The following is a 24,746-nucleotide window of genomic DNA, read 5'->3' as shown; positions in this document are numbered from 1 at the left end:
GCCGGGCCGGTCCAACACCTAACCGATGGCCATTCACGCACCTGCGTTGTTAAATGCCGCGTGACCTCCTCGACCGATCTCGACCCGCGACTGCTGCGCGCCTTCACCGCCGTCGCCGACGAACTGCACTTCACCCGTGCCGCCGCCCGGCTGTACGTCGCGCAGCAGGCCCTCAGCCGGGACATCCGGCGGCTGGAGCGCGAGCTGGGCGCGGAGCTGTTCGTCCGTACCACCCGGCAGGTCACCCTCACCCCTGACGGCGAGCGGCTGCTGCCGTACGCCCGGCAGGTGCTCGCCGCGCACGACGCGCTCGCCGACGCCTTCCGGGCCGCCGCCCGTCCGCTGCTCGTCGACCTGAACAGCCCGGAACTGGCCACCACCTCCCGCGTCCTCGCCCGCGCCCGCGAGCTCGCCCCGGACCAGGAGCTGATGGCCCGCTACGAGAGCGGGCTCACCGGCGCCGCGGCCCAGATCACGGCCGGCGGGCTCGACGTCTCCTTCGGCCGGTACGGCGGCCTGCCGGCGGCCACCCGCGCCCGGCTCGGCGCGCAGCTCGTCCGGTACGAGCCGATGGCGGTGATCCTGCCGGAGGACCATCCGCTCGCCGGAGTGCCCGAGGTGCCGCTCGACGCGCTCGCCGGCGAGCGGATCTACGCGGGCGCGGGCAACGAGCGCACCCCCGAGTGGACCGACCTGGCGGCGCGGCTGTTCGCCGGGCGGGGCATCGCCATCGCGCCGCCCGCGCCGCTCGCGGTCGGCAAGGAGGAGTTCCGGCGGCTGATGGACCGGCACCGGGTGCCGGTGCTGGCCGTGGTCGGTTTCCCGCCGATGCCCGGCACCGTGCAGCGGCCGCTGACCGCGCCCGTCCCCCTCTCCCCGGTCTCGCTGGTGTGGCGCAAGGGGCTGCGGCACCCCGGCCTGGACGCGTTGCGCCGGGCGGCGGCCGAGCTCGCCGACCGGGAGGGCTGGCTCGTACGGCCGCCCGGGTCGTGGCTCCCGGAGGGGGAGCCGGGCCTTACGGGGGCATGACGTGGCGGCCCGCCGTGACGGCGCGGCTCACCGTCACGCGGCGGCTCACACGGCCCGCCGCACCCCGGTGAGAGCAAGGTTCCGTACCCGTCACCTCACGGCATCGGCCTGAAACGCGCCCTGCCTAGCGTCGGGAGCACGTTGGGGACGCGACACGGAGGTGGGAGATGGCCGGCAGGTGGATCGAACGCTGGGAACCCGAGGACGAGACCTTCTGGAATGAGCAGGGGGAGCGGATCGCCAGGCGGAACCTGTTCTTCTCCGTGTTCTCCGAGCACGTCGGCTTCTCGATCTGGAGCCTCTGGTCGGTCATGGTCCTCTTCATGGGACCGGAGTACGGGATCGACCCGGCCGGCAAGTTCTTCCTCATCGCCACCGCCACCCTCGTCGGCGCGGTGGTCCGCATCCCGTACACCTTCGCCGTCGCCCGCTTCGGCGGCCGGAACTGGACCGTCGTCAGCGCCGTGCTGCTGCTCCTGCCGACCGGCCTCGCGTTCGCGGTGATGGAGCCGGGGACCTCGTACGGGACGTTCCTCCTGGTGGCCGCGCTCACCGGCGTCGGCGGCGGCAACTTCGCCTCCTCGATGACCAACATCAACGCCTTCTTCCCGCTCCGGAAGAAGGGCTGGGCGCTCGGCCTCAACGCCGGCGGCGGCAACATCGGCGTACCGGTCGTCCAGCTCGTCGGCCTGCTGGTCATCGGCACGGCCGGGGCGGCGCACCCGCGGATCGTGCTCGGCGTGTACCTCCCGCTGATCGTCGTGGCCGCGGTCTGCTCGGCGCTCTTCATGGACAACCTGGCCCCGGTGAAGAACGACACCGGCGCGGTCAAGGAAGCCGTGCAGGCCCGGCACACCTGGATCATGGCGTTCCTGTACATCGGCACCTTCGGCTCCTTCATCGGCTACAGCTTCGCCTTCGGCCTGGTGCTCCAGACGCAGTTCGGCCGGACCCCGCTGCAGGCCGCCTCGCTGACCTTCATCGGCCCGCTGCTCGGCTCGCTGATCCGCCCGGTCGGCGGCTCGCTGGCGGACCGGTACGGCGGCGCGCGGATCACGGTGTGGACCTTCGTCGCGATGGCCGCGGCGACCGGGGTCGTCGTGTACGCCTCGGTGATCGAGTCGCTGACCGTCTTCCTCGTCGGCTTCATCGGACTCTTCGTCCTCAGCGGCCTCGGCAACGGCTCCACGTACAAGATGATCCCGGCGATCTTCCTGGCGCAGGGCCACCGCAAGGGCCTGGCCGGCGAGGAGGCGGAGGCGTACGGCCGCCGGCTCTCCGGGGCCTCCATGGGCCTGATCGGCGCGGTCGGCGCGGTCGGCGGGCTCGGCATCAACCTGGCCTTCCGGCAGTCCTTCCAGACGGCGGGCACCGGCACCCAGGCCTTCGTCGCCTTCCTGGCCTTCTACGCTGCGTGCATCCTCGTCACCTGGGCGGTATACCTTCGCGGGACCGTCGGCGTGCCCGACACCGCGGAGGCCGCCACGACCGAGCCGCAGCGCGGATACGCCGAGGTGTGAGCCACCGTGGCCGGTGACACAGTGGCCCGTAACGACCGGGAAATACAGCGGAACCGAGACTGTCACGAGCTGCCGTCAGGCTCGGTTCCCATGTACGAGCAAGAGCAGGGGCCCCTCGCGGGGTTCACCGTCGGCGTCACGGCGGCGCGGCGCGCGGACGAGCTGGCCGCGCTGCTGCGCCGCCGCGGCGCGGCCGTGGTGCACGGGCCGGCGCTGCGGATCGTCCCCCTCGCCGACGACACCGAGCTCCTCGCCGCGACGAAGGAGCTGATCTCCGACGCCCCGGACGTCGTCGTCGCCACCACGGCGATCGGCTTCCGCGGCTGGATCGAGGCCGCCGAGGGCTGGGGGTGCGGGGAGGAGCTCCTCGCCTGCCTGCGCGGCGTGGAACTGCTGGCCCGTGGGCCGAAGGTCAAGGGCGCGGTACGGGCCGCCGGGCTCACGGAGGAGTGGTCGCCCTCCTCGGAGTCCATGGCGGAGGTCCTGGAACGGCTGCTCGCCGAGGGCGTGGCGGGCCGCCGGATCGCCCTGCAGCTGCACGGGGAGCCGCTGCCGGGGTTCGTGGAGGCGCTGACGGCGGCCGGTGCGGAGGTCGTCGGGGTGCCGGTGTACCGGTGGATGCCGCCGGAGGACCTCGCGCCGCTGGACCGGCTGCTCGACCAGGCGCTGGCCGGGGCGCTGGACGCGGTGACGTTCACCAGCGCGCCGGCGGCGGCCTCGCTGCTGACCCGGGCGGAGGACCGCGGGGTGCTGCCCGAACTGCTCGGGGCGCTGCGGCACGAGGTGCTGGCGGTGTGCGTGGGGCCGGTGACGGCGCTGCCGCTGCAGGCGCGGGGCATCGAGACGCTCCAGCCGGAGCGGTTCCGGCTGGGGCCGCTGGTGCAGCTGCTCTGCCGGGAGCTGCCGGCCCGGGCCCGGACGTTCCCGGTGGCCGGCCGCAGCATCGAGATCCGCGGGCACGCGGTGCTCGTCGACGGCGTCCTGCGGCCGGTGCCGCCGGCGGGCATGGCACTGCTGGCCGCCCTGGTCCGGAAGCCCGGCTGGGTGGTCTCCCGCGCGGACCTGCTGCGCGCGCTGCCCGGCGCGGGCCGGGACGAGCACGCGGTGGAGACGGCGATGGCCCGGCTGCGCACCGCGCTCGGCGCGCCGAAGCTGATCCAGACGGTCGTCAAACGCGGCTACCGGCTCGCCGTGGACCAGGCGGCGGAGACCAAGTACGGGGACGGGTGAGCCGGTTGGGCACCCTCTAGGGTGTCTCGTCGATCACGCCGGGGCCCCGGGCCCCTAGGGTGGTCGAATGATCTCGATCCGGCCCGCCGTCCCGTCCGACGCCCCCGCCCTCGCCGCCGCGCTCGTGCGCAACCGGGAGTCGCTGCGTCCCTTCGAGCCGTGGCGGACGGAGCGGTACTACACCGCCGAGGGGCAGGCGGAGCGGCTCGCGGACGGCGGGCGGCGGTGGGTCGCCGCCGACGGGGACACGCTCGTCGCCCTGGCGACGCTCTCCGGGATCGTGCTCGGCCCCTTCCGCAGCGCCTCGCTCGGGTACTGGGTGGACGCCGCGTACACGGGGCAGGGCCTGGCCACCCGGCTCACCGAGGAGGTGTGCCGGGCCGCCCGCGAGGAGCTGGGGCTGCACCGCGTCGAGGCGTCCACCCTGCTCGACAACCACGCCTCCCAACGGGTCCTCGCCAAGACGGGGTTCGCGCACATCGGCACCGCCCCGCGCTACCTGCACATCGACGGGGAGTGGCGGGACCACCACCTGTTCCAGCGGATCCTCCACGACGATCCTCCGCCGCGGGGCTAGTCCCTTCCGCCCCGCGTGGGCACTCTGGGGGGCGGCACCGCACACCGACCGTCCCCCGCACGCGAGGTGGTGACAGGGTCATGTCCCTACGCGTCCCGGCAGCACGGAGCGAGACCCCGCCGTCCGGAACCCCGCCCGCGCGGGCCGGACGCATCGACGCCGGGCGGATCTGTCTCGACCTCGCCGCCCAGCCGCCCGACCGTGCCGACGCCCTCGACCGCTGGCTGCACACCGCCGGGCTGGTCCCCGGCACCACCCCATTGCCCGCCCTGGACGCCCGCTGGGTCGCCCGCTTCCGCGAACTCGGCGACTGCGTCGGCGCGTTGGTCCGCGCCCAGCTGCACGGCCGCGGCCCCGACCCGGCCGCCCTCGACCGGCTCAACGCCCTCGCCGCGGCCGCCGCCCCGCCCGCGCCCCGCGCCGTCCGCACCGAGACCGGCGGCCTGGTCCGTGAGTTGAGCGCCGCGCCCGAGTGCCGCGCCCTGCTCGCCGCCGTCGCCCGCGACGCGGTCGACCTGCTCACCGACCCCGTCGCCCGTACCCTGCTGCGCCAGTGCGAGAGCGCCGACTGCCACCGCTGCTACCTCGACACCTCCCGCGGACGCCGCCGGCGCTGGTGCTCCAGCGAGCTGTGCGGCAACCGCGAACGCGTCGCCCGCCACCGCCGCCGCTCCCGCGAACGCCCCCGTACGTGACCGCGAACGCCCCCGACCGACCCCCGCGCCCGTCCGTCACCGCGTCCGCCCCGACCGGCCTGTCCCCGACCGCTTCCCGAGAAAATCCGCCGCCCGTTGAACACCGCCCCGGTCCGGCCCGTATCGGAGGAGGACAACAGTCCGACGAGGTCTCGACCGGGAGGTTCAGCGTGCGCAAGGATGCCGCCGTGGCCGATGACCGTCCGCACCGGGCCCGGCACCGAGGCAGCCCCGCACGCCTCAAATCCTCCGTCCCCGACGAGGAGTTGATGCGGGCGCTGTACCGGGAGCACGCCGGACCGCTGCTCGCCTACGTGCTGCGCCTCGTCGCCGGCGACCGCCAGCGCGCCGAGGACGTCGTGCAGGAGACGCTCATCCGTGCCTGGAAGAACGCCGGCAGCCTGGGCCAGGCCACCGGTTCCGTCAGACCCTGGCTGGTGACGGTCGCCCGGCGCATCGTCATCGACGGCCACCGCAGCCGGCAGGCCCGGCCGCAGGAGGTCGACGCGTCGCCGCTGGAGGTCATGCCCGCGGAGGACGAGATCGACAAGGCGCTCTGGCTCATGACCCTCTCCGACGCCCTCGACGATTTGACCCCGGCCCACCGGGAAGTCTTGGTCGAGACGTACTTCAAGGGGCGTACCGTCAACGAGGCGGCCGAAACGCTCGGCATACCCAGCGGGACCGTCCGGTCCCGGGTGTTCTACGCACTGCGTTCGATGAAGCTCGCGCTGGAGGAGAGGGGGGTGTCGGTATGACCGCGCACGACAGCGGACCGGCGTACGACCGCGCATCGCCGCACGACGCCGTCGGCGCGTACGTGCTCGGCGTGCTCGACGAGGCGGACGCCACCGCCTTCGAGGCCCATCTCGCCGGCTGCGCGCGCTGCGCGGAGCATCTGGAGGAGTTCGCCGGGCTCGAACCGATGCTCGCGATGCTCGCCGAGGGCCCCGGCCCCGCCGCCGTCCCCGAACCCCGCACGGGCGGCCCCGTCGACCCGTACGCGGAGGACGCCTTCGACGCCTTCGCCCCGCGCCCGCCCGCGCCCCGGCCCGCGCCCCCGCGCCCGGCCGCCGTCGAACCGCCCGTCGCGCCCCGCCCCGAACTGCTCGACCGGCTCGTGGACGAGGTCGGCGCCCGGCGCGCCCGGCGCCGCCGCCGCACCCACTACCTGATCGCCGCGGCCGCCGCGCTGATCATCGGCGGGCCCGCCGTCGCCGTCGTCGCCACCTCCGGCGGCGGCACGAACGACGTCGCCGCCGACCCGCACCCCACCAGCCCGGCCGAGGACGCCTTCTTCCACCACATGGAGGAGAAGATCGCCGCCACCGACGCGATCACCAAGGTCAGCGCCACCGTCGGCATGGAGAAGAAGGGCTGGGGCACCCACGCCGTCCTGGAGCTGAAGAACGTCAAGGGCCCCCTGAAGTGCACCCTGGTCGCCGTCTCCAAGACGGGGGAGGAGGAGATCGTCACCTCCTGGGCCGTCCCGAAGTGGGGCTACGGCATCCCCGACAGTCCGAACGAGGCCGGCCGGAACCCGCTGTACGTGCACGGCGGATCGGCCATGGACCGGGCCGACATCGACCGCTTCGAGGTCAGGACCTTCGACGGCGACCGCCTCGTGGAGGTCGACGCCTGATGATCCGCCGCCCCGCCCGGGGGGATCACGCCTGACACGACCGGCCCCCGTGGCGTACGCTCGACGGCTGCCCAGTGCACGTTGAGAAGGGGGCCCCGGTGGCCGCGCAGGAAGCCGACGGTGTGGTCGACACCGTCCGGGACCGAGAGATCGGTGTCGAACAGGAACACCTGGACCGGGTGTACCGGCGTCTCGAGGAGAAGATCCACGAGGCGGAGTTCCTGATGCACGACGCCGCCCAGCGCGGCCACGTCGGCACGCCCGGCGCGCTCGCCGAGCGCGACGCGCAGGTGTTCCGCGCCGGCGTCCACCTCAACCGGCTCAACAACGAGTTCGAGGACTTCCTCTTCGGCCGGATCGACCTGCTGGACGGCAAGGACGGCAAGAAGGGCCCGGACGGCGCGTACACCTCCGTCGAACCGGCCGAGGACGCGATCCGGCCCGACAACACCGCCGACATCGGCGAGACCCTGCACATCGGCCGGATCGGCGTCCTCGACGAGGAGTACGCCCCGCTGGTCATCGACTGGCGCGCCCCGGCCGCCGCCCCCTTCTACCGCTCCACCCCGGTCGACCCCGGCCGGGTGGTGCGCCGCCGGGTCATCCGCTCCAAGGGCCGCCGGGTCCTCGGCGTCGAGGACGACCTGATGCGCCCGGAGCTGACCGCCTACCTGAACGGCGAGGAGCTGCCCGCGATCGGCGACGGCGCGCTGATGGCCGCGCTCGGCCAGGCCCGCAGCCACACCATGCGGGACATCGTCTCCAGCATCCAGGCCGAGCAGGACCTCGTCATCCGCGCGCCCGCCGCCTCCGTCACGTACGTCGAGGGCGGCCCCGGCACCGGCAAGACCGCCGTCGCGCTGCACCGGGCCGCGTACCTGCTCTACCAGGACCGGCGGCGGTACGCGGGCGGCATCCTGATCGTCTCCCCGACGCCGCTGCTCGTCTCGTACACCGAGGGCGTGCTGCCCTCGCTGGGCGAGGAGGGCCAGGTCGCGATCCGCGCCCTCGGCTCGCTCGTCGACGGCGTGGAGGCCACCGCGTACGACGAGCCGGCCGTGGCCCGCGTCAAGGGCTCCTCGCGCATGCTCAAGGTGCTGCGCAAGGCGGCCCGGGGCGCCCTGGAGACCCCCGGCGCGCCGCAGCTGCTGCGGGTGGTCGCCTTCGGCCGCCGCCTGGAGCTGGAGGCCGACGAGCTGCGGCGGATCCGCGAGACCGTGCTCGGCGGCACCGCCCCGGTCAACCTGCTGCGCCCCCGGGCCCGCCGGCTGCTGCTCGACGCCCTGTACGCGAAGTCCGGCGCGGGCACCCGTCACACCGACCCCGAGCTCGCCGCCGAGCTGCGTTCCTCCTTCGACGAGGACGTCTCCACCGAGGACGCCTTCCTCGGCTTCCTCGACGCCTGGTGGCCGGAACTCACCCCCCGCCAGGTGCTCGACGCGATGGCCGACGAGAAGCGGCTCTCCCGCTGGTCCCGCCGGGTGCTCAACCCCGGCGAGGTGCGCCGGGTGGCCCGCTCGCTGCGCCGGGAGGGGTACTCGGTCCACGACGTGGCCCTGCTCGACGAGCTGAACAGCCAGCTCGGGACCCCGGCCCGGCCGCGGAAGAAGCGCGAGTACGACCCGCTGGACCAGCTCACCGGCCTGGAGGAGCTTATGCCTGTGCGCGAGGAGACCCAGCGGGAGCGGGCCGAGCGGCTGGCCGCGGAGCGCACCGAGTACGCGCACGTGATCGTCGACGAGGCGCAGGACCTCACGCCCATGCAGTGGCGGATGATCGGCCGCCGCGGCCGGCACGCCACCTGGACGGTCGTCGGCGACCCGGCCCAGTCGTCCTGGTCGGCCCCGGACGAGGCCGCCGAGGCGCGGGACGAGGCGCTCGGCACCCGGCCGCGGCGCCGCTTCGAGCTGACCGTGAACTACCGCAACCCGGCCGAGATCGCCGAGCTGGCGAGCAAGGTGCTGGCCCTCGCGATGCCCGGCAAGGAGGCCCCGCGGGCGGTCCGCTCGACGGGCGTGGAGCCCCGCTTCGTGGCCGTGGCCGAGCGCGACGACCTGGCCGGAACCGTGCACGCGGAGGCGGCGCGGCTCCTCGGCCGGGTGGACGGCACGGTCGGCGTCGTGGTGGCGATGCACCGCCGCGAGCAGGCCGCCCGGCTCCTCGCCGACCTGGGCGACCGGGTGGTGGCGCTGGGCTCCCTGGAGGCCAAGGGCCTGGAGTACGACGCCACGGTGGTCGTCTCGCCGGCGGAGATCGCCGACGAGTCGCCGGCCGGCCTGCGGGTGCTGTACGTGGCGCTCACCCGGGCGACGCAGCAGCTCACGGTGGTCTCCGGGCCCCGCGACGTACCCGACGAGGACGGCGTCCCGGACCTGCTGCGGGACTGATTTCAGGACGGGCCGTCGTACAGGAATCACTTCCGGGGGCGGTTTGTTAGCCTGTGTGTGGCACCGGCTCGATCCAAGCCCCCGGGCCCAACCTTCGTCCCTCAGAGGGACCACTTGCCGCGAGGCGAGCATGGCGGGTCGGTGCCACCCAGACGGTCTTGTGCGGACGCACAAAGTTCAGGCCCCTGTCACCCCTGGTGACGGGGGCTTCTTCTGTTCTTCCTCCAGTTCTCGTATGGTGGAAAGTACTTTCCGAAAACGAAATGACCGCATTACCTGCTACCGGCAGGTAGGTGCGACCATCGGAGGGCGCCGCCGGGCAACCAGCCCGGTCCGGCGTAGCAACGAAACCAGGGAAAGCAGAGGAACCCGGACATGGCAACGGCGCCCAGCGTCTCGTACTCGATGACGGTCCGTCTTGAGGTACCGGCGAGCGGGACCGCGGTCTCCCAGCTCACCACCGCGGTCGAGTCCTCCGGCGGCTCCGTCACCGGCCTCGACGTGACCGCTTCCGGCCACGAGAAGCTGCGCATCGACGTCACCATCGCGGCGACCTCCACCACCCACGCCGACGAGATCGTCGCGAAGCTCGGGAACATCGAGGGCGTCACCCTCGGCAAGGTCTCCGACCGCACGTTCCTCATGCACCTCGGCGGCAAGATCGAGATGGCGTCCAAGCACCCCATCCGCAACCGTGACGACCTCTCGATGATCTACACCCCGGGCGTCGCCCGGGTCTGCATGGCGATCGCCGAGAACCCCGAGGACGCCCGCCGCCTCACCATCAAGCGCAACTCGGTCGCCGTGGTCACCGACGGCTCCGCCGTCCTCGGCCTCGGCAACATCGGCCCCAAGGCCGCGCTGCCGGTCATGGAGGGCAAGGCGGCCCTGTTCAAGCGCTTCGCCGGCATCGACGCCTGGCCCATCTGCCTGGACACCCAGGACACCGACGAGATCGTCGCGATCGTGAAAGCCATCGCCCCGGGCTTCGCCGGCATCAACCTCGAGGACATCTCCGCGCCCCGCTGCTTCGAGATCGAGGCGCGGCTGCGCGAGGCCCTCGACATCCCCGTCTTCCACGACGACCAGCACGGCACCGCCATCGTCGTGCTCGCCGCGCTGACCAACGCGCTGCGGGTCGTCGGCAAGGGCATCGGCGACGTACGGGTCGTCATGTCCGGGGCGGGCGCGGCCGGTACGGCCATCCTGAAGCTGCTCATCGCGGCCGGGGTCAAGCACGCGGTGGTCGCCGACATCCACGGCGTCGTGCACGCGGGCCGCGCCGACCTGGTCGACGCGCCGGCCGACTCGCCGCTGCGCTGGATCGCCGACAACACCAACCCCGAGGGCGTCACCGGCACCCTCAAGCAGGCCGTCGCCGGCGCCGACGTGTTCATCGGCGTCTCCGCCCCGAACCTGCTCGGCGCGGAGGACGTGGCGGCCATGGCGGACGGCGCGATCGTGTTCGCGCTCGCGAACCCGGACCCGGAGGTCGACCCGGCGGCCGCCCGCCAGACCGCGGCCGTCGTGGCCACCGGCCGCTCCGACTTCCCGAACCAGATCAACAACGTGCTGGTCTTCCCGGGCGTCTTCCGCGGTCTGCTCGACGCGCAGTCGCGCACCGTCAACACCGAGATGATGCTCGCCGCGGCGAGCGCCCTCGCGGACGTCGTGACCGAGGACGAGCTGAACCCGAACTACATCATCCCGTCGGTCTTCAACGACAAGGTCGCCGGCGCGGTGGCCGGCGCCGTGCGCACCGCGGCCCGCGCCGCGGGCGCCGGGGCCGACACGGCGTCGAACGGCCTCTGACGGCTCGCCCGAGGGGGTCTGACGGCGCGTCGCGGGTCGCCGCGCCGCGGACCCGCCTCTAGGGTTGCTGTTCGGCTCCGCAGCGTCTTCGCGGAGTCGACGCAACGTCACCGCGAAGGGCCTCTGGCGCTTTTCGTGTGACCCCGGAGGGTGCCGGATTGGCGTTCCCGCCGCTGGTGGGGGCAGGATGCCTATTCGGGCGCGAGGGTCTGGCGACAGACCCGGGTCCGGGGACTGTCCGAGGGCCCTGGCAGCATCGGCTTCGCTGTGCCCAACATGCGGCTCCGCCGCGTGGCCCGCCTCACAGGCAAGAAGAACACGGGAGTAACAACATGAACCGCAGTGAGCTGGTGGCCGCCCTGGCCGACCGCGCCGAGGTGACCCGCAAGGACGCCGACGCCGTGCTGGCCGCCTTCGCCGAGATCACCGGCGAGATCGTCGCCAAGGGCGACGAGAAGGTCACCATCCCCGGCTTTCTGACCTTCGAGCGCACCCACCGTGCCGCTCGCACCGCCCGTAACCCGCAGACCGGCGACCCGATCGACATCCCGGCCGGCTACAGCGTGAAGGTCTCCGCGGGCTCGAAGCTCAAGGAAGCCGCCAAGGGCAAGTAAGCGCCGCTCCGTACGCCCGTACGAAGCGCACGAGGGCCGGTGTCCACCCCAGGGGGTGAACACCGGCCCTCCGCCGTTCTGAGGGCCCCTCAGACTCCCTGAGGGGCCGACGAGGAGCTACACCAGCGCGCTGCCCGGCAGCTCGACCTTTGCGCCGAGCTCGACCAGCTTCTCCATGCTGTGTTCTTCCGGGGGATCACCCCCGGACCCCCAGCAGAGGGTCCCGGGGCCCCGCGGTGCCGCCTCGTGCGCGTCAGACCAGCGCGCTGCCCGGCAGCTCGACCTTCGCGCCGAGCTCCACCAGCTTCTCCATGCTGTGTTCTTCCGGGGGATCACCCCCGGACCCCCAGCAGAGGGTCCCGGGGCCCCGCGGTGCCGCCTCGTGCGCGTCAGACCAGCGCGCTGCCCGGCAGCTCGACCTTCGCGCCGAGCTCGACCAGCTTCTCCATGAAGTTCTCGTAGCCGCGGTTGATCAGCTCGATGCCGTGGACGCGCGAGGTGCCCTCGGCCGCCAGGGCGGCGATCAGGTACGAGAAGCCGCCGCGGAGGTCGGGGATGACCAGGTCCGCGCCCTGGAGCTTCGTCGGGCCGGAGACGACCGCCGAGTGCAGGAAGTTGCGCTGGCCGAAGCGGCAGTCCGAGCCGCCCAGGCACTCGCGGTACAGCTGGATGTGCGCGCCCATCTGGTTCAGCGCCGAGGTGAAACCGAGCCGGGACTCGTACACCGTCTCGTGCACGATCGACAGACCCGTCGCCTGCGTCAGCGCGACGACCAGCGGCTGCTGCCAGTCGGTCTGGAAGCCGGGGTGCACGTCCGTCTCCAGGGCGATGGACTTCAGCTGGCCGCCGGGGTGCCAGAAGCGGATGCCCTCGTCGTCGATCTCGAACGCGCCGCCGACCTTCCGGTACGTGTTCAGGAAGGTCATCATCGAGCGCTGCTGCGCGCCGCGCACGTAGATGTTGCCGTTGGTGGCCAGTGCCGCGGACGCCCAGGAGGCCGCCTCCAGGCGGTCCGGGAGCGCCTGGTGGTTGTAGCCGCCGAGCTTGTCGACGCCGGTGATGCGGATCGTCCGGTCGGTGTCGATGGCGATGATCGCGCCCATCTTCTGCAGCACGCAGATGAGGTCCTCGATCTCCGGCTCGATCGCCGCGTTCGACAGCTCGGTCACGCCCTCGGCGAGCACCGCCGTCAGCAGCACCTGCTCGGTCGCGCCGACCGACGGGTACGGCAGCCGGATCTTGGTGCCGCGCAGCCGCTGCGGGGCCTCCAGGTACTGGCCGTCCGCACGCTTCTCGATCTTCGCGCCGAACTGCCGCAGCACGTCGAAGTGGAAGTCGATCGGCCGGCCGCCGATGTCGCAGCCGCCCAGGCCGGGGATGAACGCGTGGCCGAGGCGGTGCAGCAGCGGGCCGCAGAACAGGATCGGGATGCGCGACGAGCCGGCGTGGGCATCGATGTCGGCCACGTTGGCGGACTCGACGTGCGTCGGGTCGAGCACCAGCTCGCCGGGCTCGTCGCCCGGGCGCACCGTCACCCCGTGCAACTGGAGCAGCCCGCGCACCACCCGCACGTCGCGGATGTCGGGCACGTTGCGCAGCCGGCTCGGGGCTTCGCCGAGCAGGGCGGCGACCATCGCCTTGGGCACGAGGTTCTTCGCGCCTCGGACGCGGATCTCGCCCTCCAGCGGGGTGCCGCCGTGGACAAGCAGGACATCGTCTGTGCCGGTCATGAATCTCGCGTTCCGAAGGGGTCCCCCACAGCCGTGCGAGGGGGAGGTCGGGCAGGGCCAGGGAAAAGGGTAAGGGCCGAGCACCCCCCTTTCGTAAGGGCGAGGCGGCCCCGCAGATGTAAGGAATTCGGCACAACACCCTCCGCTCCCGCGAGCTTGCGGAGCGTCACCGTCCGTTTCTTGCCACGTGGCTCACCGGACATCGGACGCCGCGCGCCCCACCTGCGCCGCCGCGCCGGCCGGATCGGTCCGGCCGCCCGGTCCCCACGGCGGCCCCGGATGCGGGATCATGTCTCGCATGACCGAGGTGTCCTCGCTCACAGGACGGCTGCTCGTCGCCACGCCCGCGCTGACCGACCCGAACTTCGACCGCGCGGTCGTGCTGCTGCTCGACCACGACGACGAGGGCTCCCTCGGCGTGGTCCTGAACCGCCCGACCCCCGTCACCGTCGGTGACATCCTGGAGTCCTGGGCGCCGCTGGCCGGCGAGCCGGGCGTCGTCTTCCAGGGCGGCCCCGTCTCCCTCGACGCCGCCCTGGGCGTCGCGGTCATCCCCGGCGACGAGGGCCCGCTCGGCTGGCGCCGGGTGCACGGGGCGATCGGCCTCGTCGACCTGGAGACCCCGCCCGAACTGCTCGCCGCCGCGCTCGGCTCCCTGCGGATCTTCGCCGGCTACGCGGGCTGGGGCCCCGGTCAATTGGAGCGGGAGCTCGCCGAGGGCGCCTGGTACGTGGTCGAGTCCGAACCCGGCGACGTCTCGTCCCCCCGCCCCGAAACCCTGTGGCGCGCGGTCCTGCGCCGCCAGCGCGGCGAACTCGCGATGGTCGCCACGTACCCGGACGACCCGTCGTTGAACTGAAGCCGTCGCGTTTCAGTACGCTTGGGACCCATGAGCACTCTCGAGCCCGAGCGCGGCACAGGTACGGGAACCCTCGTAGAGCCGACGCCGCAGGTGTCCCACGGCGACGGCGACCACGAGCGCTACGCCCACTACGTCCAGAAGGACAAGATCATGGCGAGTGCCCTCGACGGCACTCCCGTGGTGGCACTGTGCGGCAAGGTCTGGGTACCGGGGCGCGACCCCAAGAAGTACCCGGTGTGTCCGATGTGCAAGGAGATCTACGAGTCCATGGGCTCCGGCGGGGACAAGGACAAGGGCGGCAAGGACAAGTAACCACCGGTCCTGACGCGGGGACGGCCCCCGGGAGCGTGCTGCGGCGCGCGCCCGGGGGCCGTGCTGCGTCCTGGGGCCGGGGCCCCGCCGTGCCGTGGGGCGGAGTGACGGGGAAGTGGTCGAGACCACTTGTGGGGGTGTGCGGGCCGGCTCTAACCTCTCGCGTGTTGTGCAACACGAAACGCTCGTTGCGTATGTTGCAACGCGGATTCACGGGAGCCCCGAATGAAGCGTTCCGCCCGCATCGTCGCCCCGCTCGCCGCCCTGCTGCTCGCCGGTCTCGCCGCCGCCGGCTGCGCCCCGCAGACCTCCGGCGGCGGCGCCGCGAAGGACGAGAAGAGCGGCACCCTGCGCGTCTGGCTCTTCCGGGAGGTCGACAACCGGCCGAAACAGCAGGTCGTCGACGCCGCCGTCGCCGCCTTCCGGGCCCGCCACCGGGGCACGGACGTCGAGGTCGAGTACATCCCCGTCGAGACCCGCGCCCAGCGCGTCACCGCCGCCTTCAACGACCCCGCCTCCGCCCCCGACCTCATCGAGTACGGCAACACCGACACCGCCGCGTACGTGAAGGACGGCGGACTCGCCGACCTCACCGCCGAGTTCGCCGCCTGGCCCGACGCGAAGGACACCGACCCCGCCGCGCGCGCCTCCGTCACCGTGGACGGCAAGGTCTACGGTGCGCCCCTCCTCGTCGGCGTCCGCGCGCTCTACTACCGCACCGACGTCTTCCGCGAACTCGGCCTCCGCCCGCCCCGCACGCAGGCCGAGCTGATCGCCACCGCGAAGCGGCTCCGGCGCGCGAAGCCCGAGCTGTACGGGCTCGCCGTCGGCGGCGCGTACACCTACGGCGCGCTGCCCTTCGTCTGGGCGCACGGCGGCGAACTCGCCACCGGTCCGGCCGGTTCGTACGAGGCCGCCGTCGACGGCGCGGCCGCGCGCCGGGGCGTCGCCGCGTACGCCTCGCTCTTCGGCGACGACAACTGCCCCGCCGCCAAGTGCGCCGCCATGGGCGGCAACGCGACCGTCACCGCCTTCGCCTCCGGCAAGGCCGCCATGGCCATCGGCGGCGACTTCAGCCGCGCCGCCGTCGACGCCGGCCCGGTCAAGGGGAAGTACGCGGTCGTCCCGCTGCCCGGCCTCGCCCCCGGCTCCCTCGCCCCGCCCTTCGCGGGCGGCAACAACCTCGGCGTCCTGAAGAGCACCGCGCACCGCACCCTCGCGGTCGACCTGATGAAGACGCTGGCCGGCAAGGAGACCCAGGGCAGGCTGTTCGACGCGATGGGCTTCCTGCCCACGTACACCGACGTCCGCGCCGAGGCCGCGCGCCGGCAGCCCTTCGTGAAGCCGTTCATCGACTCCCTCGACGCCGGCGCGAAGTTCGTGCCCGTCACCCCCGCCTGGGGGCGGATCGACGCCGAGCAGGTGCTGCCGACGATGTTCCAGGAGATCGTGAGCGGCCGTAAGGACGTGGCCGCGGCCACGTCCGACGCCGCGAGGAAGATGGACGCGGCGTTCGCGGCGGCCCGATGACCGCGGCCCGCGCCGGCTGGACGCCCTGGCTCTACCTGCTGCCCGCGCTCGCCGTGCTCGGCGCGCTGCTGGTGTACCCGATCCAGCAACTCGTCCTGATCTCGCTCCTGGAGTACACCCAGGCCCAGGTCAGCGGCGGCGAACCGACCTCCTTCCAGGGCCTCGGCAACTACGTCGCGCTCTTCTCCGACCCGCAGTTCTGGCAGGTGCTGCTCGCGACCGTGGTGTTCGCCGCCGCCTGCGTCCTCGCCACGCTGGCCGTCGGCTGCGTCCTCGCCGTGCTGCTGACCCGCGTACGGGCCGCGCCGCGGCTGGCGCTGATGCTCGCCGCGCTCGGTGCGTGGGCGACGCCGGCCGTCACCGGCTCCACGGTGTGGGTCTTCCTCTTCGACCCGGACCACGGGCCGGTCAACCGGCTCCTGGGCCTCGGCGACTTCTCGTGGACGTACGGGCGGTACAGCGCCTTCGCGCTCGTCCTGTTCGAGGTCGTCTGGTGCTCGTTCCCGTTCGTGATGGTCACCGTCTACGCGGGCCTGAGGGCCGTCCCCGGCGAGGTCCTGGAGGCCGCGGCGCTCGACGGGGCCTCGCAGTGGCGCACCTGGCGGTCGGTCACCGCGCCGATGCTGCGGCCGATCCTGCTCGTCGTCACGATCCAGTCGGTCATCTGGGACTTCAAGGTGTTCACCCAGATCTACGTGATGACCAACGGCGGCGGCATCGCCGGCCAGAACCTCGTGCTCAACGTGTACGCGTACCAGAAGGCGTTCGCCTCGTCGCAGTACAGCCTCGGCTCGGCGATCGGCGTGGTGATGCTGCTGATCCTGCTGGGCGTGACGCTTCTGCACCTGCGGGTGCTGCGGCGGCGGGGAGGGGAGCTGTGAGCCGGTTCCGTCCGCGCCGCCTCGTCACCGAGGGGGCCGCGCTGCTCGTCGCCGCGGTGGTCGCGTTCCCGCTGTACTGGATGGTGCTCTCGGCGTTCCGGCCGGCCGGGGAGATCCAGTCGGCCGAGGCCCCGCCGTGGACCCTCGCGCCGTCCCTGGACGCGTTCCGACGGGTCTTCGCCCAGCAGGATTTCGGCCGCTATCTGCTCAACAGCCTGGTCGTCGCGGGGACGGTGGTGGTCGCCTCCGCGGTGATCGCCTTCCTGGCGGCGACGGCGGTCACACGATTCCGCTTCCGGTTCCGGACCACGCTGCTCGTCATGTTCCTCGTCGCGCAGACCGTGCCCGTCGAGGCGCTGACGATCCCGCTGTTCTTCCTGATGCGGGACCTCGGGCAGCTCAACACGCTGGGCTCGCTGATCCTGCCGCACCTGGCGTTCTCGCTGCCGTTCGCGATCTGGATGCTGCGCGGCTTCGTGGAGGCGGTGCCGGAGGCGCTGGAGGAACAGGCCGCGCTGGACGGCGCGAGCCGGGCGCGGTTCCTGTGGACGATCCTGTTCCCACTGGTGTTCCCGGGGCTGGTGGCGACGAGCGTCTTCTCGTTCATCTCGACCTGGAACGACTTCCTGTTCGCGAAGTCCTTCCTCGTCAGCGACACCTCGCAGTCGACGCTCCCGATGGCGCTGCTGGTGTTCTTCAAGCCCGAGGACAACGACTGGGGCGGCATCATGGCGGCGTCGACCGTGATGACGATCCCGGTGCTCGTCTTCTTCGTACTCGTCCAACGCCGCCTGGTCTCCGGGCTGGGCGGCGCGGTGAAGGACTGAAGGGTGGCCGATCCCATGGACCTTGTGGACCTCGTTCCCGCGCCCCGCGCCGTCGAGGGCCCGCACCGCTGCGGGTTCGCCCTCGACGAGGGCACGGCGCTGTGCGCAGGGCCCGGCACCGAGTCCACCGCGCGCGTCCTGCGCGCCACGCTGGGCGCGGCCCTCGGGCTGCCGCTCCCGCCGGTGCGGGAGCCGGGCGGCGGCAACGCCCTGGAGCTGCGCCTCGACGGCACCCTGGGCCCGGAGGCGTACCGGCTCACCGTGGCCCCCACGCACGGCGTGGAGATCGTGGGCGGCGATCCCGCGGGGGTGTTCTGGGGTGTCCAGACGCTGCGTCAGCTGCTGGGCCCGGACGCCTTCCGCAGCGCCCGCCTCCCGCGCGGGGCGACCCGGGGCGTACCCGCCCTGGTCGTCACCGACGCCCCCCGTTTCCGCTGGCGGGGCGTGCTGCTCGATGTGGCGCGGCATTTCATGCCGAAGGGCGACGTGCTGCGGTACGTCGATCTGCTAGCCGCGCACAAGCTCAACGTGCTGCACCTGCACCTCACCGACGACCAGGGCTGGCGCGTCGAGATCGAGCGGCACCCGCGGCTCACCGAGGTCGGCGCGTGGCGGCCGAGGAGCAAGTGGGGGCACCGGGACTCGCCGTACTGGAACGAGACCCCGCACGGCGGGTACTACACGCACGACGACATCCGCGAGATCGTCGCGTACGCCGCCGAGCGGCACATCACCGTCGTCCCCGAGATCGACGTCCCGGGCCACTCGCAGGCCGCCATCGCCGCGTACCCCGAACTCGGCAACACCGACGTCGTGGACACCTCCGCCCTCGGCGTCTGGGACGACTGGGGCGTGAGCCCGCACGTGCTCGCTCCCACGGAGCACGTGCTGCGCTTCTACGAGGGCGTCTTCGAGGAGGTCCTCGGCCTGTTCCCGTCGGCCTTCGTCCACGTCGGCGGCGACGAGTGCCCCAAGGACCAGTGGCGGAAGTCCCCGGCCGCGCAGGCCCGCATCGCGGAGCTGGGGGTCGACGGCGAGGACGGACTGCAGTCCTGGTTCGTCCGGCACTTCGACCGCTGGCTCGCCGCCCGCGGCCGCCGGCTCATCGGCTGGGACGAGATCCTGGAGGGCGGGCTCGCCGAGGGGGCCGCGGTCTCCTCCTGGCGCGGCCACGCCGGCGGGATCGCCGCCGCCGAGGCCGGGCACGACGTCGTCATGTGCCCGTCGCCGGACGTGTACCTGGACCACCGTCAGGCGCCCGGCGAGGACGAGCCGATGCCGATCGGGCACGTACGGACGCTGGAGGACGTCTACCGGTACGAGCCCGTACCGCCGGGGCTGTCCGAGGCGGCCGCCGCGCACGTCCTGGGCGCCCAGGCCAACGTGTGGACGGAGGTCATGCAGGACCGCGGCCGCGTGGACTACCAGGTCTTCCCCCGGCTCGCCGCCTTCGCCGAGGTCGCCTGGTCCGCCCTGCCCGCCCCCGCGGACCGCGACTTCGCCGGTTTCGAGCGGCGCATGGCGGCCCATTACGCCCGGCTCGACGCGCTCGGCGTCGACTACCGGCCTCCTTCCGGCCCCCGCCCCTGGCAGCGCCGCCCCGGCGTCCCGGGCCGCCCCGCCGAGGACTCGCCCACGAACGTGTGAGTACCGACAAATCCAGCCATATCCCGGGTCGCGGGAGGTCCGGGACGGAACCGCCCTTCGCGGACCCTCGCGCCGGACGGCTCGGAAGATGTGCCAGAGTTGCCACGTCCCGGCTGTGAGCACGTACGGTACGGCCACACAGGCGGGACGACCGGGGACAGTCGGGGACACCGGGAAGGGGCAGCGGGTTGACCACGCACGCACCACGGCAGGCGCATTCGGTGACGCTGCCGGCCACGCTCGACGAGGCCGTGGCCGCGCTCACCGCCATGCCCGCCGCCGTGCCCGTCGCGGGCGGCACCGATCTGATGGCGGCCGTCAACCGGGGGCAGCTGCGCCCCGCCGGGCTCGTGGGCCTCGGCCGGATCAACGAGATCCGCGGCTGGCAGTACCAGGACGGCCACGCCCTGCTCGGCGCGGGTCTCACCCACTCCCGGATGGGCCGGCCCGACTTCGCCGCGCTCATCCCGGCGCTGGCCGCGGCCGCCCGCGCCGCCGGACCGCCGCAGATCCGCAACGCCGGCACCCTCGGCGGCAACGTCGTCTCCGCCGCCCCCACCGGCGACTCGCTGCCCGTCCTGGCCGCCCTGGAGGCGGACCTCGTCGTCGTCGGCCCCGAGGGCCGCCGCGAGATCCCCGTCTCGCACCTGCTGGCCGGCCGCGACCTGCTCGCGCCCGGCGAGCTCGTCGGCTTCGTGCGCGTCCCCCTGCTGCACGCCCCGCAGGTCTTCCTCAAGGCCACCGGCCGCACCGGCCCGGCCCGCGCCGCCGCCTCGGTCGCCGTCGTGCTCGACCCGGCGCACCGCTCGGTGCGCTGCGCGGTCGGGGCGATCGCGCCGATGCCGCTGCGGCCGCTGGAGGCGGAGCGCTGGATCGCCTCGCTGATCGACTGGGACAACGCCCGCGGGCTCGCCCCGGAGGCGCTGACGGCCTTCGGCGAGTACGTGGCCGCGGCCTGCATCCCGGACCCGGCGGGCGACGAGCAGCTGCCGCCCGCCGTACTGCACCTGCGGCGCACCGTCGCCGCGCTGGCCCGACGGGCACTGGGGAGGGCGCTGTCGTGAGCACCGACGAGAACGAGCACCTGTACGGGACCCCGCAGGGGCAGGAACAGGGCCGGGTGCCGGCGCAGGGCGGCCCGGAGCACGCGCACGGCTGGCAGCCGCTGCCCAGCGAGGGCTACGACAGCGACGCCACCGCCTTCGTCCAGCTGCCGCCCGACTTCGACTTCGGCGCGGTGCCGCTGGAGGCCCCCGGCCACGGCTACGTGCCGCCGCCGATGATCGTGCCGCTCACCCCGGCCGCGGCGAACGACCCCGCCGCGACCGGGACCTGGGCGGTGCACGAGCCGACCGAGGCGGAGTACCTGCCGCCGCACGAGAGCGTCGAGCAGCAGGCCGCCTCCGGCGTGCCCGAGGCGCAGGGCGGGCACGACCCGCACGCCACCGGGCAGTGGAGCTTCCCCGACGCGGCCCACTCGACGGGGCAGTGGACCATCCCGACCGCGCCCGAGGGCGCGGACGAGTCCGGCGAGTTCACCACGTCGATGCTGGCCCAGTACGCGAGCAGCGCGCCCGCGACCCTGCCGGGCGGCGCGCCCGCCCCGTGGGCGGTGCCGCAGGAGGCGGAGTCCGGCGAGGCGCAGCAGACCGCGCGGGAGCCGGAGGCCGCCGGCGAACAGGCCCCGGAGCCCGCCGGCGAGCAGGCCTCGCACGACGCCCTGCACCAAGCCGGGCACGACGCCCCGCACGAGCCCGGGCACGAGCCCCCGCACGACGAGCCCGCCGCCGGGGAGCCCGTGGCCCCCGCCACGGCCGCCGAGGAGCCCCACGGGACCGTTCCGGCGGCCTTCGCGGCCCCGGAGGTCCCCGAGGCGCTCCCGGAGCCCCCGGAGGCCCTTCCCGAGCCGCCGCCCGCCCCGGTGTTCGACACCGGCAGCAGCAGCGACAGCGAGGACCACCCGCACGTCTCGTACGTGCTGCGCGTCAACGGCGCCGACCGGCCCGTCACCGGCTCCTGGATCGGCGAGTCGCTGCTCTACGTGCTGCGCGAGCGCCTCGGCCTCGCCGGCGCCAAGGACGGCTGCTCGCAGGGCGAGTGCGGCGCGTGCAACGTCCAGGTCGACGGCCGGCTGGTCGCCTCCTGCCTGGTCCCGGCCGCGACCGCGGCCGGCAGCGAGGTGCGGACCGTCGAGGGCCTGGCCGTCGACGGCGAGCCCTCCGACGTGCAGCGGGCCCTGGCCGCCTGCGGCGCGGTCCAGTGCGGCTACTGCATCCCCGGCATGGCCATGACCGTCCACGACCTGCTGGAGGGCAACCCCGCGCCCACCGAGCGGGAGGCCCGCCAGGCCCTCTGCGGCAACCTGTGCCGCTGCTCGGGCTACCGCGGCGTGCTCGACGCCGTCCAGGAGGTCGTCGCCGAGCGGTCGGCCGCCGCCGCGAACGGACAGGCCGCCGAACCCGCCGACGAGGCGCGCATCCCGCAGCAGATCCCCCACCCGCTCGACGGAGGCATGGCGTGAGCAGCGACGCGACCACCGCCGTTCCCACGGCGCCCGAGGTTCCCCGGCAGGAGGAGAGGGAGAACGGCCTGGGCGCCTCCGTGCCGGCGGCCGACGCCCGGGCCAAGACCGAGGGCACCTTCCCGTACGCCTCCGACCTGTGGGCCGAGGGCCTGCTGTGGGCGGCGGTCCTGCGCTCCCCGCACCCGCACGCCCGGATCGTCTCGATCGACACCTCGGCCGCCGCCGAACTGCCCGGCGTCCGCGCCGTCGTCACGCACGCCGACGTGCCCGGCGACCCGGCGTACGGGCGGACCGTCGCCGACCGTCCGGTGTTCGCCTCCGACATCGTGCGGCACCACGGCGAGGCCATCGCGGCCGTCGCCGCCGACCACCCCGACACCGCCCGGCTCGCCGCCGCGGCGATCGCCGTCGAGTACGAGGTCCTGGAACCGGTCACCGACCCGGAGAAGGCCTTCGCCGCGCCCCCGCTGCACCCCGACGGCAACCTGATCCGGCACATCCCGCTGCGCTACGGCGACCCCGACGTCACCGGCGAGGTCATCGTCGAGGGCCTGTACCGGATCGGCCGCCAGGACCCCGCGCCGATCGGCGCCGAGGCCGGCCTGGCCGTGCCGCGCCCGGACGGCGGCGTGGAGATCTACACCGCCTCCACCGACCCGCACACCGACCGCGACCTCGCCGCGGCCTGCTTCGGGCTCGCCCCCGAGCAGGTCAAGGTGGTCGTGACCGGCGTCCCCGGCGCGACCAGCGACCGCGAGGACCCCGGCTTCCAGATCCCGCTGGGCCTGCTCGCGCTGCGCACCGGCTGCCCGGTGAAGCTCACGGCCACCCGCGAGGAGTCCTTCCTCGGCCACGCCCACCGCCACCCGACGCTGCTGCGCTACCGGCACCACGCGGACGCGGAGGGCCGGCTGGTGAAGGTCGAGGCGCAGATCCTGCTGGACGCGGGCGCGTACGCGGACCACTCCGCCGAATCGCTCGCCGCCGCCGTCTCGTTCGCCTGCGGCCCGTACGTCGTGCCGCACGCCTTCGTCGAGGGCTGGGCGGTACGGACGAACAACCCGCCCTCCGGCCATGTGCGCGGCGAGGGCGCGATGCAGGTGTGCGCCGCGTACGAGGCGCAGATGGACAAGCTGGCCGCGAAGCTCGGCGTCGACCCGGCCGAGCTGCGCCTGCGCAACGTGCTGGCCACCGGCGATCTGCTGCCCACCGGCCAGACGGTGACCTGCCCGGCCCCGGTCGCGGAACTGCTCGGCGCGGTACGGGACTTCCCGCTGCCGCCGCTGCCGCTGGACGACCCCGAGGAGGACTGGCTGCTGCCCGGCGGCCCGGAGGGCGCGGGCGAGCCGGGCGCGGTGCGGCGGGGCGTCGGCTACGCGCTCGGCATGGTCCACATGCTCGGCGCGGAGGGCGCGGACGAGGTCTCGACGGCCACGGTCAAGGTGCAGGACGGGGTCGCGACCGTCATCTGCGCGGCGGTGGACACCGGTTCGGGTTTCGGCACGCTGGCCCGGCAGATCGTCCAGGAGACGCTCGGGGTCGACGAGGTGCACGTCGCCTCCGTCGACACCGACCAGCCCCCGGCCGGCGCGGCCACGCACGGGCGGCACACCTGGGTCTCGGGCGGTGCGGTGGAGCGGGCGGCCAAGATGGTCCGTACGCAGCTGCTGCAGCCGCTGGCGCACAAGTTCGGCATGTCGACGGAGCTGCTGCAGATCACCGACGGCAAGATCACCTCGTACGACGGCGTGCTGTCCACGACGGTGACCGAGGCGATGGACGGCAAGGAGCTGTGGGCCACCGCGCAGTGCCGCCCGCACCCGACCGAGCCGCTCGACGAGTCGGGCCAGGGCGACGCGTTCGTGGGCCTGGCGTTCTGCGCGATCCGCGCGGTGGTGGACGTCGACATCGAGCTGGGCTCGGTGCGGGTGGTGGAGATGGCCGTCGCCCAGGACGTCGGCCGGGTCCTGAACCCGGCGCAGCTCGCGGCCCGGATCGAGGCGGGCGTGACGCAGGGCGTGGGCGCGGCGCTCACGGAGAACCTGCGGACGGCGCGCGGGGTGGTGCGGCACCCGGACTTCATGGGGTACGCGCTGCCGACCGCGCTGGACGCGCCCGACATCAGGATCGTGAAGCTGATCGAGGAGCGGGATGTGGTGGCCCCGTTCGGCGCGAAGGCCGCGAGCGCGGTGCCCGTCGTGACGGCGCCGGCGGCGGTCGCCTCGGCGGTGCGGGCGGCGACGGGGCGGCCGGTGAACCGGCTGCCCATCCGCCCGCAGGCCGCGGTGGCGGCGCCGCCGACGAGCTGAGTCCGCGCGGCGGTGGGCCGTGCGGCTGTCGGCGCGCGCGGCCGTCTCAGTCCTCCTCGGCCGCGTTGCCGAGGAGGAGCGAGACGCCCAGGATGGCGACGCGGGTGATCAGGCCGGCGAGCACGATCGTGAGGAAGCCGTCGACCCGCAGCTCGGCGCCGGCGGCCGGTCCGGCCCAGGACAGCAGCCACCAGATGAGCGAGTCCTGCACGACGCCGACGGCGGCGAAGGCGAGCAGCGGCAGGCCGCCGATGCGGGCGGAGGGGCCGACGTAGATCAGCTGCGTCAGCACCGCGACGGCGATGAACGCCAGCAGCACCGACATGTAGGCGTCGCTGCCGGAACCGAGGGTGATGCCGGGAAGGAAACCCCCGGCAAGGGCGACGCCGACGAGGGCGCCGAGCTTGCGACCGGCCGTGATTGTCATGGACGGGACTGTGGCACGGCCGACGGGGCCTTGTGAAGATCCTTAGGGGAAACTGAGGAGGGCCCGGGGGTGTACCCCGGGCCCTCCGTCGGAGACCGTGGCGGGATTCGAACCCGCGTCACTCGAGTTGCAGTCGAGCCCCTGGGCCTCTCGGGCACACGGTCGTGGTGGCGACAGGAACGACGTTAGGG

At 73.6% G+C, this 24,746-nt stretch carries 20 protein-coding genes, 1 tRNA gene and 1 pseudogene; 19 read left to right on the top strand and 3 right to left on the bottom strand.

All coding sequences use genetic code 11. From position 1 onward, the window contains the following. The first annotated feature begins 60 nt into the window (after positions 1–60). The 10 genes from ACNJ93_RS11825 to ACNJ93_RS11780 all read left to right on the top strand — a co-directional run bounded on the left by ACNJ93_RS11825 (position 61) and on the right by ACNJ93_RS11780 (position 11,506). The gene (locus tag ACNJ93_RS11825) at positions 61–1,029 is read left to right on the top strand and encodes a LysR family transcriptional regulator (protein WP_418957347.1); all 969 of its coding nucleotides are present in this window, start codon (positions 61–63) and stop codon (positions 1,027–1,029) included. A 167-nt stretch (positions 1,030–1,196) separates the two neighbouring features. Beyond that, on the top strand, positions 1,197–2,549 hold the full coding sequence (locus ACNJ93_RS11820; RefSeq protein ID WP_418957346.1) for a nitrate/nitrite transporter: 1,353 nt from the start codon (positions 1,197–1,199) through the stop codon (positions 2,547–2,549). Positions 2,550–2,639: 90 nt separating this feature from the next. Beyond that, positions 2,640–3,779: a uroporphyrinogen-III synthase gene (locus tag ACNJ93_RS11815; protein WP_418957345.1), complete on the top strand. Its 1,140-nt coding sequence runs from the start codon at positions 2,640–2,642 to the stop codon at positions 3,777–3,779. 67 nt (positions 3,780–3,846) lie between these two features. Further along, positions 3,847–4,356, top strand: a complete 510-nt coding sequence (locus tag ACNJ93_RS11810) for a GNAT family N-acetyltransferase (RefSeq protein ID WP_418957344.1) — start codon at positions 3,847–3,849, stop codon at positions 4,354–4,356. An 80-nt stretch (positions 4,357–4,436) separates the two neighbouring features. Further along, entirely contained in the window at positions 4,437–5,051 is a 615-nt protein-coding gene (locus tag ACNJ93_RS11805; protein WP_418957343.1) for an ABATE domain-containing protein, read from the top strand. Between the two features lie 170 nt (positions 5,052–5,221). Then, positions 5,222–5,809, top strand: coding sequence for a sigma-70 family RNA polymerase sigma factor (locus tag ACNJ93_RS11800; protein WP_418957342.1), 588 nt, complete (start codon positions 5,222–5,224; stop codon positions 5,807–5,809). Next, entirely contained in the window at positions 5,806–6,693 is an 888-nt protein-coding gene (locus tag ACNJ93_RS11795) for an anti-sigma factor family protein (RefSeq protein ID WP_418957341.1), read from the top strand. Before ACNJ93_RS11800 ends, ACNJ93_RS11795 begins: the two co-directional genes overlap by 4 nt. A 98-nt stretch (positions 6,694–6,791) precedes the next feature. Continuing rightward, entirely contained in the window at positions 6,792–9,080 is a 2,289-nt protein-coding gene (locus ACNJ93_RS11790) for a HelD family protein (RefSeq protein WP_418957340.1), read from the top strand. 375 nt (positions 9,081–9,455) lie between these two features. Then, complete coding sequence (locus tag ACNJ93_RS11785) at positions 9,456–10,892, top strand: NAD-dependent malic enzyme (RefSeq protein ID WP_418957339.1); 1,437 nt, start codon at positions 9,456–9,458, stop codon at positions 10,890–10,892. Between the two features lie 332 nt (positions 10,893–11,224). Continuing rightward, positions 11,225–11,506: an HU family DNA-binding protein gene (locus tag ACNJ93_RS11780; RefSeq protein WP_418957338.1), complete on the top strand. Its 282-nt coding sequence runs from the start codon at positions 11,225–11,227 to the stop codon at positions 11,504–11,506. 389 nt (positions 11,507–11,895) lie between these two features. Here ACNJ93_RS11780 and murA read toward each other — a convergent pair whose 3' ends face one another. Beyond that, positions 11,896–13,236, bottom strand: a complete 1,341-nt coding sequence (gene murA, locus ACNJ93_RS11775) for a UDP-N-acetylglucosamine 1-carboxyvinyltransferase (protein WP_418957337.1) — start codon at positions 13,234–13,236, stop codon at positions 11,896–11,898. A 298-nt stretch (positions 13,237–13,534) separates the two neighbouring features. On the opposite strand from murA, the gene ACNJ93_RS11770 reads away from it, so the two are divergent. From ACNJ93_RS11770 to ACNJ93_RS11730, 9 genes and pseudogenes are all read left to right on the top strand, one after another. After that, positions 13,535–14,095, top strand: a complete 561-nt coding sequence (locus tag ACNJ93_RS11770) for a YqgE/AlgH family protein (RefSeq protein ID WP_418957336.1) — start codon at positions 13,535–13,537, stop codon at positions 14,093–14,095. Positions 14,096–14,125: 30 nt separating this feature from the next. Further along, positions 14,126–14,410, top strand: a complete 285-nt coding sequence (locus tag ACNJ93_RS11765; protein ID WP_418957335.1) for a DUF3039 domain-containing protein — start codon at positions 14,126–14,128, stop codon at positions 14,408–14,410. 225 nt (positions 14,411–14,635) lie between these two features. Further along, on the top strand, positions 14,636–15,940 hold the full coding sequence (locus ACNJ93_RS11760) for an extracellular solute-binding protein (RefSeq protein WP_418957334.1): 1,305 nt from the start codon (positions 14,636–14,638) through the stop codon (positions 15,938–15,940). A gap of 5 nt (positions 15,941–15,945) precedes the next feature. Beyond that, a pseudogene (locus tag ACNJ93_RS11755) lies at positions 15,946–16,821 on the top strand (carbohydrate ABC transporter permease); the annotation flags it as partial. Continuing rightward, entirely contained in the window at positions 16,818–17,648 is an 831-nt protein-coding gene (locus tag ACNJ93_RS11750; protein ID WP_418957333.1) for a carbohydrate ABC transporter permease, read from the top strand. The pseudogene ACNJ93_RS11755 and the gene ACNJ93_RS11750, both read left to right, overlap by 4 nt. Before the next feature lie 15 nt (positions 17,649–17,663). Then, entirely contained in the window at positions 17,664–19,295 is a 1,632-nt protein-coding gene (locus ACNJ93_RS11745) for a beta-N-acetylhexosaminidase (protein ID WP_418957332.1), read from the top strand. 188 nt (positions 19,296–19,483) lie between these two features. Next, positions 19,484–20,359 (top strand): FAD binding domain-containing protein, encoded by an 876-nt coding sequence (locus ACNJ93_RS11740; RefSeq protein ID WP_418957331.1) that lies wholly within the window; start codon positions 19,484–19,486, stop codon positions 20,357–20,359. Then, positions 20,356–21,816: a 2Fe-2S iron-sulfur cluster-binding protein gene (locus ACNJ93_RS11735; RefSeq protein ID WP_418957330.1), complete on the top strand. Its 1,461-nt coding sequence runs from the start codon at positions 20,356–20,358 to the stop codon at positions 21,814–21,816. Before ACNJ93_RS11740 ends, ACNJ93_RS11735 begins: the two co-directional genes overlap by 4 nt. Then, positions 21,813–24,128: a xanthine dehydrogenase family protein molybdopterin-binding subunit gene (locus ACNJ93_RS11730; protein ID WP_418957329.1), complete on the top strand. Its 2,316-nt coding sequence runs from the start codon at positions 21,813–21,815 to the stop codon at positions 24,126–24,128. The genes ACNJ93_RS11735 and ACNJ93_RS11730 overlap by 4 nt, the downstream gene beginning before the upstream one ends. A gap of 46 nt (positions 24,129–24,174) precedes the next feature. Here ACNJ93_RS11730 and ACNJ93_RS11725 read toward each other — a convergent pair whose 3' ends face one another. Then, the gene (locus ACNJ93_RS11725; protein ID WP_418957328.1) at positions 24,175–24,555 is read right to left on the bottom strand and encodes a hypothetical protein; all 381 of its coding nucleotides are present in this window, start codon (positions 24,553–24,555) and stop codon (positions 24,175–24,177) included. 92 nt (positions 24,556–24,647) lie between these two features. Continuing rightward, positions 24,648–24,719, bottom strand: a tRNA-Cys gene (locus ACNJ93_RS11720). Between the last annotated feature and the right edge of the window lie 27 nt (positions 24,720–24,746).

It is taken from the genome of Streptomyces tritici (assembly GCF_048500665.1).
Lineage (GTDB): Bacteria > Actinomycetota > Actinomycetes > Streptomycetales > Streptomycetaceae > Streptomyces > Streptomyces tritici.
The sequence above is the reverse complement of the archived record's forward strand: the minus strand, read 5'-3'. Positions and strand labels throughout refer to the sequence as shown.

Coding starts and splice junctions, on each gene's coding strand:
- ACNJ93_RS11820 (WP_418957346.1), top strand. CDS start 1,197: ATGGCCGGCAGGTGGATCGAACGCTGGGAACCCGAGGACGAGACCTTC.
- murA (WP_418957337.1), bottom strand. CDS start 13,236: ATGACCGGCACAGACGATGTCCTGCTTGTCCACGGCGGCACCCCGCTG.
- ACNJ93_RS11760 (WP_418957334.1), top strand. CDS start 14,636: ATGAAGCGTTCCGCCCGCATCGTCGCCCCGCTCGCCGCCCTGCTGCTC.
- ACNJ93_RS11770 (WP_418957336.1), top strand. CDS start 13,535: ATGACCGAGGTGTCCTCGCTCACAGGACGGCTGCTCGTCGCCACGCCC.
- ACNJ93_RS11785 (WP_418957339.1), top strand. CDS start 9,456: ATGGCAACGGCGCCCAGCGTCTCGTACTCGATGACGGTCCGTCTTGAG.
- ACNJ93_RS11725 (WP_418957328.1), bottom strand. CDS start 24,555: ATGACAATCACGGCCGGTCGCAAGCTCGGCGCCCTCGTCGGCGTCGCC.
- ACNJ93_RS11815 (WP_418957345.1), top strand. CDS start 2,640: ATGTACGAGCAAGAGCAGGGGCCCCTCGCGGGGTTCACCGTCGGCGTC.
- ACNJ93_RS11765 (WP_418957335.1), top strand. CDS start 14,126: ATGAGCACTCTCGAGCCCGAGCGCGGCACAGGTACGGGAACCCTCGTA.
- ACNJ93_RS11810 (WP_418957344.1), top strand. CDS start 3,847: ATGATCTCGATCCGGCCCGCCGTCCCGTCCGACGCCCCCGCCCTCGCC.
- ACNJ93_RS11745 (WP_418957332.1), top strand. CDS start 17,664: ATGGACCTTGTGGACCTCGTTCCCGCGCCCCGCGCCGTCGAGGGCCCG.
- ACNJ93_RS11805 (WP_418957343.1), top strand. CDS start 4,437: ATGTCCCTACGCGTCCCGGCAGCACGGAGCGAGACCCCGCCGTCCGGA.
- ACNJ93_RS11795 (WP_418957341.1), top strand. CDS start 5,806: ATGACCGCGCACGACAGCGGACCGGCGTACGACCGCGCATCGCCGCAC.
- ACNJ93_RS11780 (WP_418957338.1), top strand. CDS start 11,225: ATGAACCGCAGTGAGCTGGTGGCCGCCCTGGCCGACCGCGCCGAGGTG.